Source organism: Draconibacterium sp., assembly GCF_041583095.1.
GTDB lineage: Bacteria > Bacteroidota > Bacteroidia > Bacteroidales > Prolixibacteraceae > Draconibacterium.
In genome coordinates, this window is record NZ_JBFHGM010000100.1 from 1 (window position 1) to 16,130 (window position 16,130).

Consider the following 16,130-nt stretch of genomic DNA (forward strand, 5'->3'; position numbering starts at 1 on the left):
AAGATCTTTCTCATTCCAAAATGATTTATTACTATTTAAATTATCGTTTGGGGCGGTATTTAAACGGAATATTTTGGAGGGTGAAAGACCTTCAAAGACTTTAGAAATGAATATTTTAACAAGAATTTAAATCTCAGGTTTTCACTATTTGAGTATACCCTACAAATCAACTCAGTGGTTTGAACACAAAAATCAATATTCTGCTTTTCAGTCTGTTGTGATGGTAGTTCTCTTTTCTGCTCTTCCTGCTCATTCATTCTCTTTTTCAGCTGGCAACACCCCTCGCAGGTTGATCCTTCCACATCCTTTTCAATACACAGATTTTTTGCAATATATTCCTGGTTGATTTTAAACGATGCCAAAACCAATAGTTCAGAAAACTGAAACGAAAAGATAGAACAGACTAATATGGCTGAAATAAAGAATTTCACTAAGCCGGTTGATTTTTAGTAAAGTTACTAAAACAACATTATTTATTGTCAAAAGTTCAATACCACTTCTTTTGCGTTTTTGATTTTGAAATCAAGAGACTCACCGTAGCTTTTCTAATCGCCGTTCTGTAAAAATTCATACACTAAAAACGGCCGGAGAAGCGGATTCTAATTATAATCATTGATTGTTTCTAAGGAAATCAATTATCTTTATTCCGTATTATTAAAACAGTTGTAACGGATAAATTATGCCCGATAATGACAAACTCATTATTGTTTACACGCTTAAATAGATCCATTTCTAAAAAGATAAATCAGCTATGAAAATTTCGGTAGTAGGAACAGGTTATGTAGGATTGGTTTCGGGAACATGTATTGCAGAAACCGGTGTTAATGTTGCCTGTGTTGACATCGACGAGACAAAAATTGAGAAACTAAATAACGGAATAATCCCGATTTACGAGCCAGGTTTGGAAGACATTTATAAAAAGAATGTTGAAAAAGGCCGCCTTGAATTTACCACCGACCTGGGCGCCAGCATTAAAGATGCCGATGCAGTTTTTATTGCCGTTGGTACACCGCCCGATGAAGATGGCAGTGCCGACCTGAAATATGTTTTGGGAGTGGCACGCGAGATTGGTAAAAACATGGACCACTACCTGGTTGTAGTAACAAAAAGTACGGTTCCTGTTGGCACCTCAGTAAAAGTAAAGCAGACCATTTTGGAAGAGCTGGAAAAACGAGGTGAGGATATTCCTTTTGATGTGGCCTCAAATCCTGAATTTCTGAAAGAAGGAAGTGCGGTTAACGATTTTCTGAAACCCGACCGCATTGTGATCGGTACCGAATCGAAACGGGCACAAAAAGTGATGCAGCGTTTGTACAAACCTTTTGTACTGAACGGCCATCCGATTTTATTTATGGATATCACTTCGTCGGAAATGACGAAATACGCTGCCAACTCGATGCTGGCAACAAAAATTAGTTTTATAAACGACATCGCTAATCTTTGCGAAATTGTTGGTGCCGATGTTGATAATGTTCGTCGCGGGATTGGTTCTGATCCACGTATCGGAAACAAATTTATATACCCGGGAACCGGTTACGGCGGTTCGTGTTTTCCAAAAGATGTGCAGGCTTTAATTCGTACGGCTGATGAATTCAATTATTCGCTTGATGTGCTAAAAGCCGTTGAGAAAGTAAATTATCGTCAAAAAGAGGTATTGTTCAACAAGCTGTACAAACGTTTTGATGGTGATCTGAAAGGCAAAAAATTTGCCCTGTGGGGACTATCGTTTAAACCCAAAACCGATGATATGCGCGAAGCTCCATCTTTGGTAATTATAGAAAAATTACTGGAAGCCGGAGCTTCGGTTACTGCTTACGACCCGGTTGCCATGCACGAAGCAGAACGAATTCTGGGGGATAAAATCTCGTACGCAAAAGATGAATACGATGCATTAATTGATGCCGATGCGTTGATTTTGGTTACCGAGTGGTCAGAATTCAGGCTGCCGAATTTCCGCGTTATGGAGAAACTGTTGAAGAGTAAAATCATATTCGACGGACGAAATATTTACGATCCGGAAGAACTGGCAGAACTTGGGTTTGAATATTTTGCGATCGGTAGAAAAACAAAATAAACGATATGAAGCGAATTTTGGTAACCGGAGGAGCAGGATTTGTTGGATCTCACCTTTGCGAAAGGCTGTTAAACGATGGCAACGAAGTAATTTGCCTCGATAACTATTTTACTGGCAAAAAGCAAAAGATCATTCACTTGCTTGACAATCCATACTTCGAGCTGGTACGGCACGATATTACACAGCCTTTTTACATCGAAGTGGACGAAATATACAACCTGGCTTGTCCGGCATCACCAGTTCAGTATCAGTACAATCCCATAAAAACCATCAAAACTTCGGTGATGGGTGCTGTAAATATGCTTGGGTTGGCCAAACGTATAAAAGCCAAAATCCTACAGGCATCAACCAGCGAAGTTTATGGCGTTCCCGATGTTCATCCTCAAAACGAAGAATATTGGGGACACGTTAATCCCATTGGAGTGCGCTCGTGTTACGATGAAGGGAAACGTTGTGCCGAATCGTTGTTTGTGAATTACCATGTGCAGAACGATGTTTTGATAAAAATCATTCGCATTTTTAATACCTATGGCCCCAAAATGGAACCGGACGATGGACGTGTTGTTTCCAACTTTATAGTGCAGGCGCTGAAAGGTAAAGACATCACCATTTTTGGCGACGGACAACAAACCCGCAGCTTTCAGTATGTAAGCGATTTGATTGAGGGAATGATTCGAATGATGAAAACCGATGATGATTTTATCGGGCCTGTAAACATTGGTAATCCGGGGGAATTTACCATGCTCGAACTGGCCAGTGAAATTATTGACCTTACGGGATCAAAATCAAAAATTGTTCACATGCCATTGCCTCAAGACGACCCGACACAACGTCAACCCGATATTACGTTGGCTAAAGAGAAACTGGATGGTTGGGAACCTACAATACCACTTCGGGAAGGCTTGATAAAAACGATAGCATATTTTGAACAACTGCTGAAAGAAGAGGACATTTAATTTGATTTTACCTTGCAACTTTATTTCACATGATTAACAGTCACACTGAGCGAAGTCGAAGTGTAACGGATACAGTCTTCGACTTCGCTCAGACTGACAATCAAAAAATTTAAATTGATTTATTTTTCTTCCTTAATAATTTCCAGCACCAGTTCTTTTGTCAGTTTGCGTCCGGCAGCTTTTTCGCGAATGGCATCGAAGGTGAATTTAAAATCGCAGCCCTCTTTCCAGTTGCTGCAACCGTAGGCCGTTTTTCCTTTTAGTATTGTACCGCCACACTTTGGGCATTTGGGCGTTGAATCAACGGCTTTCTTTTCTGCTGAAGATTTATCCACAAACTCAACATTGCAATCCGAGGTCAGCTGCAAAATACCGTCTACTTTTTTATCCCCCATTTTAAAACCTTTCAGTTTTGTGGTGGCTCCTTTTTTCAGCAAACGCTCAACCTGTTTGTCGGTGAGTTTTTTCTCCATAAAAACAAATGGCAGCCTAAAATCACAACCTTCTTTCCAACGGTTGCAACCATAAGCATTTTTGCCTTTCAGCACTTTTCCTTCCGAGCATTTTGGGCAGGTCATTTCACCGTTTCCGCTGTTAACCGCCTCTTCTCCTTTTGCCTTTTGTCTTTTGCCTTTTGCCTTCTTTTCCGGTTCGGGAGCCGCCAGTTTTACCGAGCTACGATCGCGCATCACTTCAACAACCAGGTCGTACACCATACGTTTCATCTCGTAAATAAACTTCGACGCGCTGTATTCACCCTGCTCAATTTCACGCAGTCGCTTCTCCCATTGGCCGGTTAGTTCGGCCGATTTCAGCAATTCATTCTGGATGGTATCAATCAACTGAATTCCCATTTTGGTTGGGTGGATCTGCTTCTTCTGCCGCTCGATGTATTTGCGCCGGAACAACGTTTCAATAATTGCTGCACGCGTAGATGGACGACCAATACCGTTGGCTTTCATCAGGTCGCGCAACTCATCGTCATCCACATTTTTACCGGCCGTTTCCATGGCTCGTAGTAAGGATGCTTCAGTGTAATAACGCGGCGGTTTTGTTTCCTTTTCGGTAAACGACGGTTCGTGCGGACCGTGTTCTCCTTTCTCAAATGCCGGAAGAATAGTGTCGCCATCACCACTTTTGCTGTTTTCATCCTGAAAAACAACACGCCAGCCGGGTTGCATAATTAGCTTTCCGGTAGCTACAAATTGCACCGTATGAACTTCTGCCTTCACCTGTGTTTTGGCCACTTTACAGTCGGGGTAAAACGCGGCTAAAAAACGTCGTGCTATGGCATCGTAAACTTTTTTCTCGTTACCACCCAGTAATTTCTCTTCGCCGGTTGGAATAATAGCGTGGTGATCGGTAACTTTTTTATCGTTAAAAACTTTGGTCGATTTTCGGATTTTCTTTGCCAGCAAGGGCTGTGCCAGCTCGTTATAACTTTTTAAGCCTTTTAAAATCCCGGGTATTTTTGGGTACTGATCGTTGGGCAAAAAAGTGGTATCAACACGTGGATAAGTCACCACTTTCATTTCGTACAAACGTTGCACGGTTTTCAGCGTTTCATCTGCCGTTAGTCCAAAACGGGTGTTACAATGAACCTGCAAACTGGTGAGGTCGAAAAGTTTGGGAGCATATTCCTGGCCGTCTTTCTTTTCAACGTCGGTAATGTACAGGTCCTTACCCAACACCTGGTTCAGCAGTTTTTCACCGTCTTCCTTTTTGAAAAACTTTCCTTCGGTATTGCTAAAAACCGTATCGCGATAGGTGGTTTGCAACTCCCAGTAGGGTTCCGGTTTAAAATTCTCGATTTCGTAATGGCGCGTTACCAGCATCGCCAGCGTTGGCGTTTGCACCCGCCCAATAGACAAAACCTGCTTGTAACCACCGTATTTCAGGGTGTATAAACGTGTGGCGTTCATTCCAAGTAACCAGTCGCCAATAGCCCGTGAGCTTCCGGCGTAATACAGGTTATCAAATTTTTCGGCCGGCACCAGCTTCTGAAATCCGGTTTTAATGGCTTCGTTCGTCAGCGATGAAATCCACAAACGTTTCACTTCGCCTTTGTAACCAGCCTCTTTCATCACCCAGCGCTGAATAAGTTCCCCTTCCTGGCCGGCATCACCACAGTTAATCACCTGCGTGGCTTTATCCAATAAGCTTTTAATGGTATTAAATTGTTTGGTTACCCCGCCGTCGCCTGTCATCACCTTGGTTTCAAAACGTTTGGGCAACATCGGTAGTGTTTGCAGATCCCAGCGTTTCCATTTGAAATCGTAGTCCTCGGGCGGCCACAAGGTACAAAAATGGCCAAAAGTCCAGGTTACCTGGTAACCATTTCCTTCGTAATAACCATCTCTTCGCGAACCTGCCCCAATTACCTGGGCAATTTCTTTGGCAACACTTGGTTTCTCTGCAATACAAACAATCATAAGTGCTGCAAATATACAAGGAATGATGTGGGATGAAAAAGGGAGTTATTAACAAGCTTTTAAGAAAGATTGATTTTTAGATTGATGGAGATTGAAGAAGATTGAGCACTGAGACAAGGAGATTGTGAGAAAGTGAGATAGAGAGAACTGAGAATGAAAACTGCGACTGCGACTTTTTCCTCTCTGTGGAACTCCATATCTTCTCTGTGCAACTCTGCGGTAAAATAGTTTAAAAACTGTGACTGAAATCAACGACTGAAAACTTGTAACTCGCAGCTAGTAACTTGGAACTCTTCTCACCAAACCAAATCGCAGGCATCGGCCGGCATCCAGTGTTTTTCTTTGCCATCCCATTTTACATTGCAGCCAATCGGGTTGGTCACCGGAACTGAAATCTTTTTACCACTGGTTAGTTCTTCCAGCACATTGGCCAAATCGTTTACCGTAATTTTTGAGGCGTCGCGCGGACTGTCAACTCCCCTTCCGGTATAAACAAGCTCGCGGTTTTCGTTAAACACATAAAAATGAGGTGTCCGCAACGCACCATACGCCAATGCCACTTCCTGCGATTCATCATACAAATACTTCCACGGAAATTGGTGTTCCTTCATCCGTTCCACCATGTGGTCGAAATCATCCTCTTCGTAAGTATTCTTGCTGTTCGAGTTAATTCCAACAAACTCAACGCCAAGCGGTTTGAAGCGTTCAGCTGTTTTCCGGGTAACTTCATCGCTGTTAATCACATAAGGGCAGTGATTGCAGGTAAAAAACACCACCAGGTATTTCGAGTCCTTAAAACTTTCCAATGAATAGCTGTTCCCATCGGTTGCCGGAAGATCAAAACCGATTGCCTTTTTTCCTATCTCGAGTGTAAATGCCATAATTGTATTTCCTTTTACTACATAAAGAATTTCTACCTAAAATTGTTTAATCGCTGGATTGTTTTACCCTCAACCTCTAAAGGGGAGTACGACCAAGTCCCATTAGGGGATTTAGGGATTAAACGAAATTTGGCATGTAAAATTTTATGCTTGTTTCGTCCAACAAATTATCTTTGAAAAATCATCTTGAAACATTTACAATTTGTGCACGAATGAGCAGCGAACAGGATTTACAACGAATTAAAGATTTGCAGGCCGAACTGGCCGAACATAACTATAAATACTACGTTTTAGCGCAACCATCAATAAGCGATATTGATTTTGACGTGAAATTAAAAGAGCTGGAGCGCCTAGAAAAACAATATAATATTAATGACCCGAATTCGCCAACGCAGCGTGTGGGAAGCGATTTAAGCTCCGATTTTATTCAGGTTACGCATAAGTATAATATGTTGTCGTTATCAAATGCTTACTCGCAGGAAGAGCTAAAAGATTTCGACAGCCGTATTCAGAAAATTATAGGGACTGATGATTTTGAATATGTTTGTGAGTTAAAATTTGATGGCTCATCAATTAGTCTGACCTACGAAAATGGTGAACTGGTGCGCGCCGTAACCCGTGGCGATGGCGTAAAAGGCGACGACGTAACTGCCAATGTGCGCACCATTCAATCGGTACCGTTAAAATTGCGCGGAAATGATTTCCCGGATAGTTTTGAGATTCGTGGCGAAATTGTGATGCCTTTCGATGTTTTCAATAATTTGAATGCAGAACTGGAAAAAGCCGGCGAACCCTTATTGGCTAATCCAAGAAACACTGCTGCCGGGACACTAAAAATGAAAAACTCGTCGATTGTAGCCTCACGAAAACTGGACGCCTACCTGTATTATGTGCTTGGCGAAAATTTACCGGAAGACGGTCATTACGAAAGCCTGCAAAAAGCGCGCGAGTGGGGATTTAAAATTTCGGAGCATACTCAACTTTGCAAAAACATTGATGAAGTTTTCTCCTTCATAGAAAAGTGGGATACCGAACGTTTTAACCTGCCGGTTGCCACCGATGGAATTGTGATAAAAGTAAACTCGCGCAAACTGCAAAACAACCTTGGTTTTACTGCCAAATCGCCACGCTGGGCCATTGCTTATAAGTTTAAAGCGGAAAGTGTTGCCACTATTCTAAAATCGGTTTCATACCAGGTAGGACGAACAGGTGCCGTTACGCCGGTGGCCAATCTCGAACCGGTTCTTATTGCCGGAACCATTGTAAAACGGGCGTCGCTGCACAATGCCGATATAATTAGCAACCTGGATCTGCACATCGATGACACGGTTTTTGTGGAAAAAGGTGGCGAGATCATTCCGAAAATTACCGGTGTTGATCCGGCCAAACGACATCCGATGTTTCAGCCGGTTCAGTTTATTGAGTCGTGCCCCGAGTGCGGAACAAAACTGATACGAAAAGAAGGTGAAGCCGCCCATTATTGTCCGAACGAAGATGCCTGCCCGCCACAAATAAAAGGCAAAATGGAGCATTTTGTGAGCCGCAAAGCCATGGATATTGACGGCATCGGACAGGAAACGATAGAGCTGCTGTACAATGAAGGACTGGCTAAAAATATTACCCAACTCTATCAATTACAAAAGGAGCAGCTTCTGAACCTTGAACGCATGGCGGATAAATCGGCTCAGCGAATTCTTGATGGTCTGGAAGCTTCAAAACAAGTTCCGTTCGAGCGGGTACTTTTTGCGTTGGGAATTCGTTTTGTTGGAGAAACAGTAGCCAAAACGCTGGTAAAAAAATTGCACACCATTGAAAATATTCAGCAGCAAACAAAGGATCAGTTGGTAGAAATTGATGAAATTGGCGACCGCATTGCGGAAAGTGTTGTGGAGTGGTTTTCGAACGAAGAACATTTACAATTTATCGAAAACCTGAAGGAATACGGACTTCAGTTTGCAATCAGCGATGATCAGCTGGAAGGGCAAACCAACAAACTGGAAGGTTTGAGCATTGTTATTTCGGGTACTTTCGAGCAACATTCGCGCGACGAGCTTAAAAAACTAATTGAGCAAAACGGAGGGAAAAATGTGGGTTCCATCTCGAAAAAAACAAGCTATATGCTCGCCGGAAGTAATGTAGGTCCCAGTAAACTTCAAAAAGTTGAAAAGCTGGGTATCCCAATGATCAGCGAGGAAGATTTTCTGAAAATGATTAAATAGTTTATCGGGAATAATGACGCAAAAAATTACAGTTAAAGCAAAATACGCCGCCTTTAATATGACAAAAACAATTCTTCTTTTATCAATAACACTTCTTTTATCAGTCGCTGCCAGTGCTCAGAACATTATCGAGTGGTCGGCCGACTATCAACTTCAAAAAAGCGATTTTCAGGCAGAAGCGCCCAACAGCGGACAAATGCGAACAGCCTCGGGAAGTTTTTCTGTGGAATACGAAACAGGCGGTTTGAACCTGGTAATGAACCGTAACATGAATGAAAATGTATCGTGCCACTTTCAAAAAGATGCTTCGTACATTGATGATGGAGCGGAGGAAGCAACAGCCCGTTTATTACGTTATCAGCAACTGATCTTTAATTTGTACGAAATTCAGGCGCGAAATATCCGCAAAAAGTTTTTCGAAGAACGCAAAACGATGCTAACAAAAGGCCCCTCGGAACTGCATGAACAGGCGTATGCCGAGCATGCAAAACTGCTTTCGCAAGTGGAAAGCGATACTTTCAACGGTACGCTTGATTCGGAAATTAATAAGTGGATGAAATGGTCGCTGGAAGAGCTGGATAAACTGGGTGACTTTTGCAAAACCTGTAATCCAAAAAAGAAGAATAGAAAATAAGACACTGCATTATGGGATTGAAAGAAAAATATGCCTATCGAAAACTCCGGAAGCTGGTGGCTGCGCAGAAACGCACACCGGTAATTCCTAATCTTGCTTTACATTCGAAAGTGGGTGTGATTTGGCAACCATCGGAAAAACCGGCGGTGCAATACCTCCGCGATTATTTTAACCGGCATGGTGCTATTTTTCGCGATTACTGCATCTTCGACAGCGATTCAAATCCGGCTGCCGAAGCCAATTCCTTAACCGTAAACGACCTCAACTGGTGGGGAATTCCGAAACCCGAAAAAGTAGGCGACTTTATCGAAATGGAACTCGATCTTCTGCTGTGTTTGGCTGCCGAAAAAAACTATGCTGCCGATTATATAACAGCGTTATCACATGCTAAATTCAAAATTGGCAGTTCTGAAGCCGATGATTCCTACTTCGATCTGAATATTAAGATTGACCAAAATAAGGATGCAATGTTTCTGGCCGAACAACAAATTTTCTATCTTGCGCAATTAAACAACAGAACAGATTCATGAGTCGATATTTCAAAGGCGCAGGGGTAGCGCTAATTACTCCGTTTACAACAAACGATCAGGTTGATTATAAAGCACTTGAAACGATAATTGATAACCAGGTAAAAGGTGGCATGGACTATTTGGTAGCTCTTGGCACCACAGCCGAAACAGCCGCACTAAGCGCTGATGAAAAAGCACAGGTGGTTGAACTGGTAAAAGAAAAAGCCAATGGTTTGCCGGTTGTTGTTGGAATGGGCGGAAACGACACCCGCACCATGTGCAACCAGATTGATAACTTTAATTTTGAAGGCATCGACGGAATTTTAGTTGTTACACCCTACTACAACAAACCTTCGCAGGAAGGAATGTACCGCCATTATCTTGAAATTGCCAAAGCCAGTCCGGTTCCGGTTATTCTTTACAATGTACCGTCGCGTACAGGTATAAATCTTGAAGCAACCACTGTTGGACGTTTGGCTGAGGCATCGGATAAAATTGTGGCCATCAAAGAAGCGTCGGGCGAGCACTCGCAAATGACAAAAATAGGGAAATATACCCCCGATGATTTTACGGTTATTTCAGGCGACGACCTGCTTGCCATTACCATTGCTGCCATTGGCGGACAAGGAGTAATTTCGGTGGCAGCAAACGCTTATCCCGAGAAAATCAGCAAAATTATGCATCTGGCGCTTGACAATGACTTTGATGGAGCAAGAAAAATTCATTTCGAATTGATCGAGATGTTCCAGCTGCTGTTCCGCGAAGGTAATCCGGGAGGAATTAAAGCGCTTATGAATATTCAGGGCACCATTGAAAATATCCTTCGTTTACCATTGTACAAAATCAGCGACGGACTTTACAGCGAGATAAAACAGCGCCACGAACTGTTAATGCGTTAACAGTTTTTAAGCCCACATTTTTGAATCCCCTCGTAATAAATGGTACTTTTGTATAGCACTATATTATGAAAGCTATGCGATCAGTTTTAATTGGATTTCTATTGTTCTTTGCCCTGCAGGCTGTTGCCCAGCAAGGTTTGCAAATGGATTTTGGCGAAGTTGATTCGAGCGAAGTCCTGCTGCATCGCCAGATTGAATATTACAACCTGATAAACGGAGGCATGGATGGCAGTTACCTGATGGATGATTTGCAGCTTCCGGCTTTTGATATGAACCGGTTTTACCAAAGTCGCTATACTTTAGCGTTGGCTGCATTCCCTCAACTCAATTACACAGGTTTATCATTTCATGGAACTGATATTGTTTCACCCTACTACTACAATGCAGAAATGCTAAGTTCTGCAGCGTTCGAATTGGGCGACAAATTTGTGATTGGCGGATACAGTTACGGGGCTAACTTTATTAATACGGCGCCGTTTCCCAATCAGAATATGAACCATTTTGATGCCTACGGTTCAACCATGTTTATGCAATACAAGGTTTCAAAGAAATTCAAAATCGAAACCAGTATCAGCATTCAGCAAAACAGAATAGGACCACCGGGATTTTAGTCTTGCTTCATTCTCTCAAAATCTTATCTTTAAAAACTGAACTTTAAACTCAGATCACATTCATGCTTACAGTTTACAAAGCTTCTGCCGGATCGGGAAAAACCTTTCAACTGGTTGTTGAATACCTGAAAATTATCCTGAGCAATCCGTACAACTACAAACACATTCTGGCAGTAACTTTTACCAACAAGGCCACCAGCGAAATGAAAAGCAGGATCCTTGAGCAACTGCATTTACTGGCCATTGAGAAAGATTCTCCCTACATCGAACCACTACAAAAAGGTAATAATTACACCGAACAATTTATCCGCCAAAGGGCTAAAGAAGTACTCAAAAATATTCTGCACGACTACAATCGTTTTTCAATAAATACAATCGATTCGTTTACGCAGAAAGTAATCAAATCCTTTAACCGCGAGCTGGGAATCTCGCCAAATTTTACGGTGGAACTCGACAACGACCTGCTTTTACAGGAAGCATCAGACCGTTTGCTGGCCCGAATAAATGACGATAAAGACCTGTTAAAATGGTTGCGTGACTACAGTAAAGAAAAGATTGAAGCCAACCGTAGCCAGCGCATCGACGACGATATACAAAACCTGGGCAAAGAGCTTTTTAAAGAATCGTTCCAGGTGTTTTTCCCTGATGAAGGAGAATCGGTTTATAACCGCGAAAACCTGAATGATTTTGGCAAAGAACTGCGCCAGATCATCCGTCAATTTGAAAAGGGAATAAAAGACAAAGCACAAACATTATTTAACGACATTTTTAGCAACGGATTTTCGGTGGATGATTTCTCGTATAAAAAATCGGGAGTTGCCGGCTACATTCAATCGCTTGCCAACGGCGAAATAAAAGAACCCGGATCGCGTGTTCTTACAGCTTGCGAAGACGCTGAAAAATGGTACTCGGCAAAACACAAACAAGCGGCTGAAATCCACAACCTGGTTGATACAAAACTGCAACCGGGATTAATTTCCCTTGTTGAGTTTTACACGTCGAATAACATAAGGTACAACACTGCCCAGGCTGCGCTCCGACAGTTGAGAATGTTGGGAATTCTTAGCGACCTGAAGGAGGAAATAAAACAAATTCAGCAGGAAAAAGGAGCCTTGCAACTTTCCGACTCCAACCTGTTGCTGAGCAAAATTATCGGTCAGAGCGATTCGCCTTTTGTGTACGAAAAAATTGGTAACTACTATAAATATTTTATGCTCGATGAGTTTCAGGACACCTCGGGCCTGCAGTGGCAGAACTTTAGGCCGCTGCTTGAAAACTCGCTGGCCGAAGGAAATGCCAACCTTATTGTGGGCGACGTAAAACAATCGATTTACCGCTGGCGTAACAGCGACTGGAGTATTTTGGCCGAGCAATTGGATGCCCAGTTTTCGCCGCAACAAAAACAGGATTTCACCCTTGAAAAAAACTGGCGAAGCGATAAAAACATCATCGCTTTTAACAACGCCATTTTTGGAGAACTAAAAACAGCTTTTGAAGATTACCTGATCGGTTCGCTTGAAAACCGGGAGGCTTATATTCAAAAGTTCGATCATATTTATTCGTCGTACCAACAGGAAGCCGGAAAATCAAATGATGAAGCCACAGGTTTCACACAGATCAATTTCCTTCCGGAAGATGACTTTGAAGAAACAGCTACAGAACAACTGGTTGAGCAGGTAAAATACCTGCAGGATCAGGGAATTAAAGCCAAAGACATTGCCATTTTAATCCGTAAAAACAAAGAAGGCGGCCCCATTATCGAAGCCTTTTTAGCGGCTGCAAAACTCGACGAGAATAAAAAGTATAACCTTTCGGTACTATCAAACGAATCGTTGTTTTTACATGCCTCAAAAGCCGTTTTGGTTGTGATAAGTACCATTGAGCTGTTGATCGATCCGGAAAATAAAATCACACAGGCTACCTTGTTACACTTGTGGCAAAGCTGGCTAAAACCCGGTTTAAAAACCATGGGTATTCCGGTTCATTCAAACAATGGGCAAAGTTTGCTTGATTTTAACGATTACAGCGACTGGCACCTTCAACCCGGTTTTGACGAAGAATTCAGTGCGGAATTAGCCGGTAAACTCGAACAGGTAAAACGAAAAGTAATGCTTACCTCGCTGGATGAAACCATCACACATATTTGTTCGCTTTTTGGCTTGTTCAATTTTGAATCGGAATTGCCATTTCTGCAAACACTGATAGATAAAGCGGGCGAATTAAAAATATCCTTATCAAACGATTTGTCGAACCTCTTGTACTGGTGGAACGAAAAAGGCAGCAACACATCGGTAAATGTAAACGAAGAGGTAAGTTCGATTCGATTGATGACCGTTCACAAATCAAAAGGGCTGGAGTTTAAAGCAGTTCTGCTCCCCTACCTCGACTGGAAAACCAGCTGGAGTGGTACAACGGCACCTTTGCTTTGGTGCAAACCACAATCAGAACCGTTTAACAAATTTCCGTTACTACCGATCCAGGCCGGTAAACACATGGAAACATCGGAATTTGCGCCCATGTATTTCGAGGAAAAAATGAATTACTACATCGACACGCTTAATTTGGTTTATGTGGCCTTTACGCGTGCCGCATCGGTGCTGATCGCCAATTGCCCCATGCCAAAAGAGAGCAAAAATAATTCAGGCTCGGGCAAACCAATTCATTATTTATTGCACAAAGCGCTGGCGAACCAAAGTAAGCAGGATGAATTTGCCGATTGTTTTAACGAAGAACAAGATCGTTTTGAATTTGGAAGAATTGCTAAACAGCCGCAGGAGGATGACGAGCAGAAAGCCATTCTAATCAAAAAATACAACTTTAACGACATTTCGGATAAAATTAGTTTGCGATTGAATGGCGAAGATTTTTTAATTGAGAACGAACAGCAACATTCAGTAAAAAACACTGGGAAAATCATTCACGATATTTTATCTGAAATTGTTTTGGCCGACGATGCCAATGCTGCTTGTTTACAGGCGCTGCACGATGGTAAAGTGACGAAAGAAGAGTTTGATGAAATTCAAACAAGCATACAAAACAACCTGCTGCTACCGGAAGTTAAAAAGTGGTTTGACGGCAGTTACGAAGTGCTGAACGAACGCGACCTGCTGACTTCGGATAAACTGTTGCGCCCCGACCGAATAATGTTCTCGGGCGACGAAGCGATTGTTGTTGATTACAAAACCGGTGAACGACAAGAGAAGTACCTGTACCAGGTGAGAGAATATGCCAGAGTTTTACAAAACACCGGTTTCTCAAAAGTAAGTGGTTTTTTGTGGTATTTGCACACCGGTGAGCTTGAAAAAGTATGTGAGTTAGAATAAAAGCCATTTTTTTACTAAAACCGAACAATAAAATACATTTTGGTGTTTATACTTTCAAACAACCGATAAAACAATTATGGAAAGAAAAGAATTCATCAAAAAGTTTGCTTACGGTGGCAGCGTTCTATTAACTGCACCTGCAATTTTTAGTGCCTGCTCTAGTAGCGATGACGATTACGTACCAGAAGATCCGAATGTACCCGGTAATGACGTAACCATTGATCTAAGCAGTTCAACTTACGCGGATCTGGGAACCGTTGGCGGTTTTGTATATGCAGGAAACATTATGATCTTCAGAACAAGCGAAAGTACCTACCTGGCTCTTTCAAAAATATGTACGCACCAGGGATGTACAGTGGCCTATGTTCATGCTGATGGTGATGTTGTCTGCCCATGTCATTCATCGCGTTTTACAACCGGCGGAGCTGTAGTTAACGGACCGGCAACTGCAAGTTTAAAAACATACAGCGTGCAGAAAAACGGCAATATACTTACAATTAGTTAAGCGTTTTAGTTACTCTCAATCACTTGTCCCTGCTCGCGGTAAAGATCAACTTTTCCGTCGAGAAGAATTGCAATTACTGTAACCTGCTCATCAAGCACTTTTTCGGGTACATCAATGTATACAATTCCCGGAACAGCGCTCCAGTATTGTTTCATTTTCACATCCCAGTTTAACTTGGTACCGTTGCCGACCACCCACATCCGGTTAATCTTATTTTTAATTCCCTTCAGCACCAGCGAACCATTTGGTTTGTGTGGCACAAATAAATAAAGAATATCCCCGGTTTTGTTCAGCGCGGTAGGTCCGTAATAATGTTCGTATGGAATTCCGGCCTGCGTTTCGTAAATGGCTTCAGCATGTTTGTTGGTCCAGCGGCCCAGTTCTTTTAAAATCTCAACCTGTTCTTCAGGAATTGAGCCATCTGCTTTCGGGCCAATATCCAACAGTAAATTTCCTCCTTTGTTGATACAATCCACAAGAATGCGAATTACCTGGTTCGGCGTTTTATAATTGTGGTCGTTGTGCTGATATCCCCAACTATCGTTCATGGTCATACACAACTCCCAATACGGTGCATCGGGGCGTGTTACCGGCAATCCCTGCTCGGGTGTGGCATAATCGCCATAGCCCTGAATGCGGCTGTTTAGAATCACGTCTTTATTCCATTTCCTTAGCGACTCGCTCAATTCTTTTGCTTTCCATCTTTCTGCCGATTGCTCCCAGTCGCCATCAAACCAATACAAATCGGGTTTAAATTGTTTCGACAACTCTTCCAACTGGCAAAAGTTAAAATCGACAAAATTTGCCCAGCGAAGCGAGTCATTTTCGTAACGTTTTATTTTGCGGGTTTTATTCGGATAATCAGGATGCGACCAGTCGAGCAACGAGTAGTACAAACCAACTTTTAAATCGTTTTTACGAAGCTCTTTTACAAAAGGCGCCACCAAATCCCTTCGCGCAGGCGTTTTGTCCACCACATTTAAATCGTTGCATTTGGTATCCCAAAGTGCCACGCCATCATGGTGTTTTGTGGTAAGCACAGCATATCTGGCTCCGCTTCCGGCAATCAGTTCAGCCCATTGTTCAG

General features: G+C 42.4%; 12 protein-coding genes. 9 read left to right on the plus strand and 3 right to left on the minus strand.

What is annotated here, in order from left to right; genetic code table 11:
• Positions 1–751: 751 nt before the first annotated feature.
• Positions 752–2,074, plus strand: coding sequence for a UDP-glucose/GDP-mannose dehydrogenase family protein (locus tag ABZB17_RS11015; protein ID WP_372650200.1), 1,323 nt, complete (start codon positions 752–754; stop codon positions 2,072–2,074).
• Between the two features lie 5 nt (positions 2,075–2,079).
• Entirely contained in the window at positions 2,080–3,030 is a 951-nt protein-coding gene (locus tag ABZB17_RS11020) for a UDP-glucuronic acid decarboxylase family protein (protein ID WP_372650202.1), read from the plus strand.
• 119 nt (positions 3,031–3,149) lie between these two features.
• Here ABZB17_RS11020 and ABZB17_RS11025 read toward each other — a convergent pair whose 3' ends face one another.
• Both ABZB17_RS11025 and ABZB17_RS11030 read right to left on the minus strand, forming a co-directional pair.
• On the minus strand, positions 3,150–5,462 hold the full coding sequence (locus ABZB17_RS11025) for a DNA topoisomerase 3 (RefSeq protein WP_372650204.1): 2,313 nt from the start codon (positions 5,460–5,462) through the stop codon (positions 3,150–3,152).
• 296 nt (positions 5,463–5,758) lie between these two features.
• Positions 5,759–6,343 (minus strand): thioredoxin family protein, encoded by a 585-nt coding sequence (locus ABZB17_RS11030; RefSeq protein ID WP_372650206.1) that lies wholly within the window; start codon positions 6,341–6,343, stop codon positions 5,759–5,761.
• Positions 6,344–6,555: 212 nt separating this feature from the next.
• Here ABZB17_RS11030 and ligA point away from each other — a divergent pair, with 212 nt between their 5' ends.
• The 7 genes from ligA to ABZB17_RS11065 all read left to right on the plus strand — a co-directional run bounded on the left by ligA (position 6,556) and on the right by ABZB17_RS11065 (position 15,043).
• Positions 6,556–8,562 carry an NAD-dependent DNA ligase LigA gene (ligA, locus tag ABZB17_RS11035; RefSeq protein WP_372650207.1) on the plus strand — a complete coding sequence of 669 codons (2,007 nt, stop codon included), beginning with the start codon at positions 6,556–6,558 and terminating at the stop codon, positions 8,560–8,562.
• 58 nt (positions 8,563–8,620) lie between these two features.
• Entirely contained in the window at positions 8,621–9,196 is a 576-nt protein-coding gene (locus ABZB17_RS11040; protein ID WP_372650208.1) for a hypothetical protein, read from the plus strand.
• Positions 9,197–9,207: 11 nt separating this feature from the next.
• Positions 9,208–9,726: a hypothetical protein gene (locus ABZB17_RS11045; protein ID WP_372650210.1), complete on the plus strand. Its 519-nt coding sequence runs from the start codon at positions 9,208–9,210 to the stop codon at positions 9,724–9,726.
• Positions 9,723–10,604, plus strand: coding sequence for a 4-hydroxy-tetrahydrodipicolinate synthase (gene dapA / locus ABZB17_RS11050; RefSeq protein WP_372650212.1), 882 nt, complete (start codon positions 9,723–9,725; stop codon positions 10,602–10,604). The genes ABZB17_RS11045 and dapA overlap by 4 nt, the downstream gene beginning before the upstream one ends.
• 74 nt (positions 10,605–10,678) lie before the next feature.
• Positions 10,679–11,215 (plus strand): hypothetical protein, encoded by a 537-nt coding sequence (locus ABZB17_RS11055; RefSeq protein ID WP_372650213.1) that lies wholly within the window; start codon positions 10,679–10,681, stop codon positions 11,213–11,215.
• 62 nt (positions 11,216–11,277) lie between these two features.
• Positions 11,278–14,538 (plus strand): UvrD-helicase domain-containing protein, encoded by a 3,261-nt coding sequence (locus ABZB17_RS11060; RefSeq protein ID WP_372650215.1) that lies wholly within the window; start codon positions 11,278–11,280, stop codon positions 14,536–14,538.
• 76 nt (positions 14,539–14,614) lie between these two features.
• Positions 14,615–15,043, plus strand: a complete 429-nt coding sequence (locus ABZB17_RS11065) for a ubiquinol-cytochrome c reductase iron-sulfur subunit (protein ID WP_372650217.1) — start codon at positions 14,615–14,617, stop codon at positions 15,041–15,043.
• 5 nt (positions 15,044–15,048) lie between these two features.
• On the opposite strand, the gene ABZB17_RS11070 is transcribed toward ABZB17_RS11065, so the two are convergent.
• Positions 15,049–16,130, minus strand: a 1,082-nt coding sequence (locus ABZB17_RS11070) for an alpha-L-fucosidase (RefSeq protein WP_372650218.1), incomplete at its 5' end; no start/stop codon positions are given.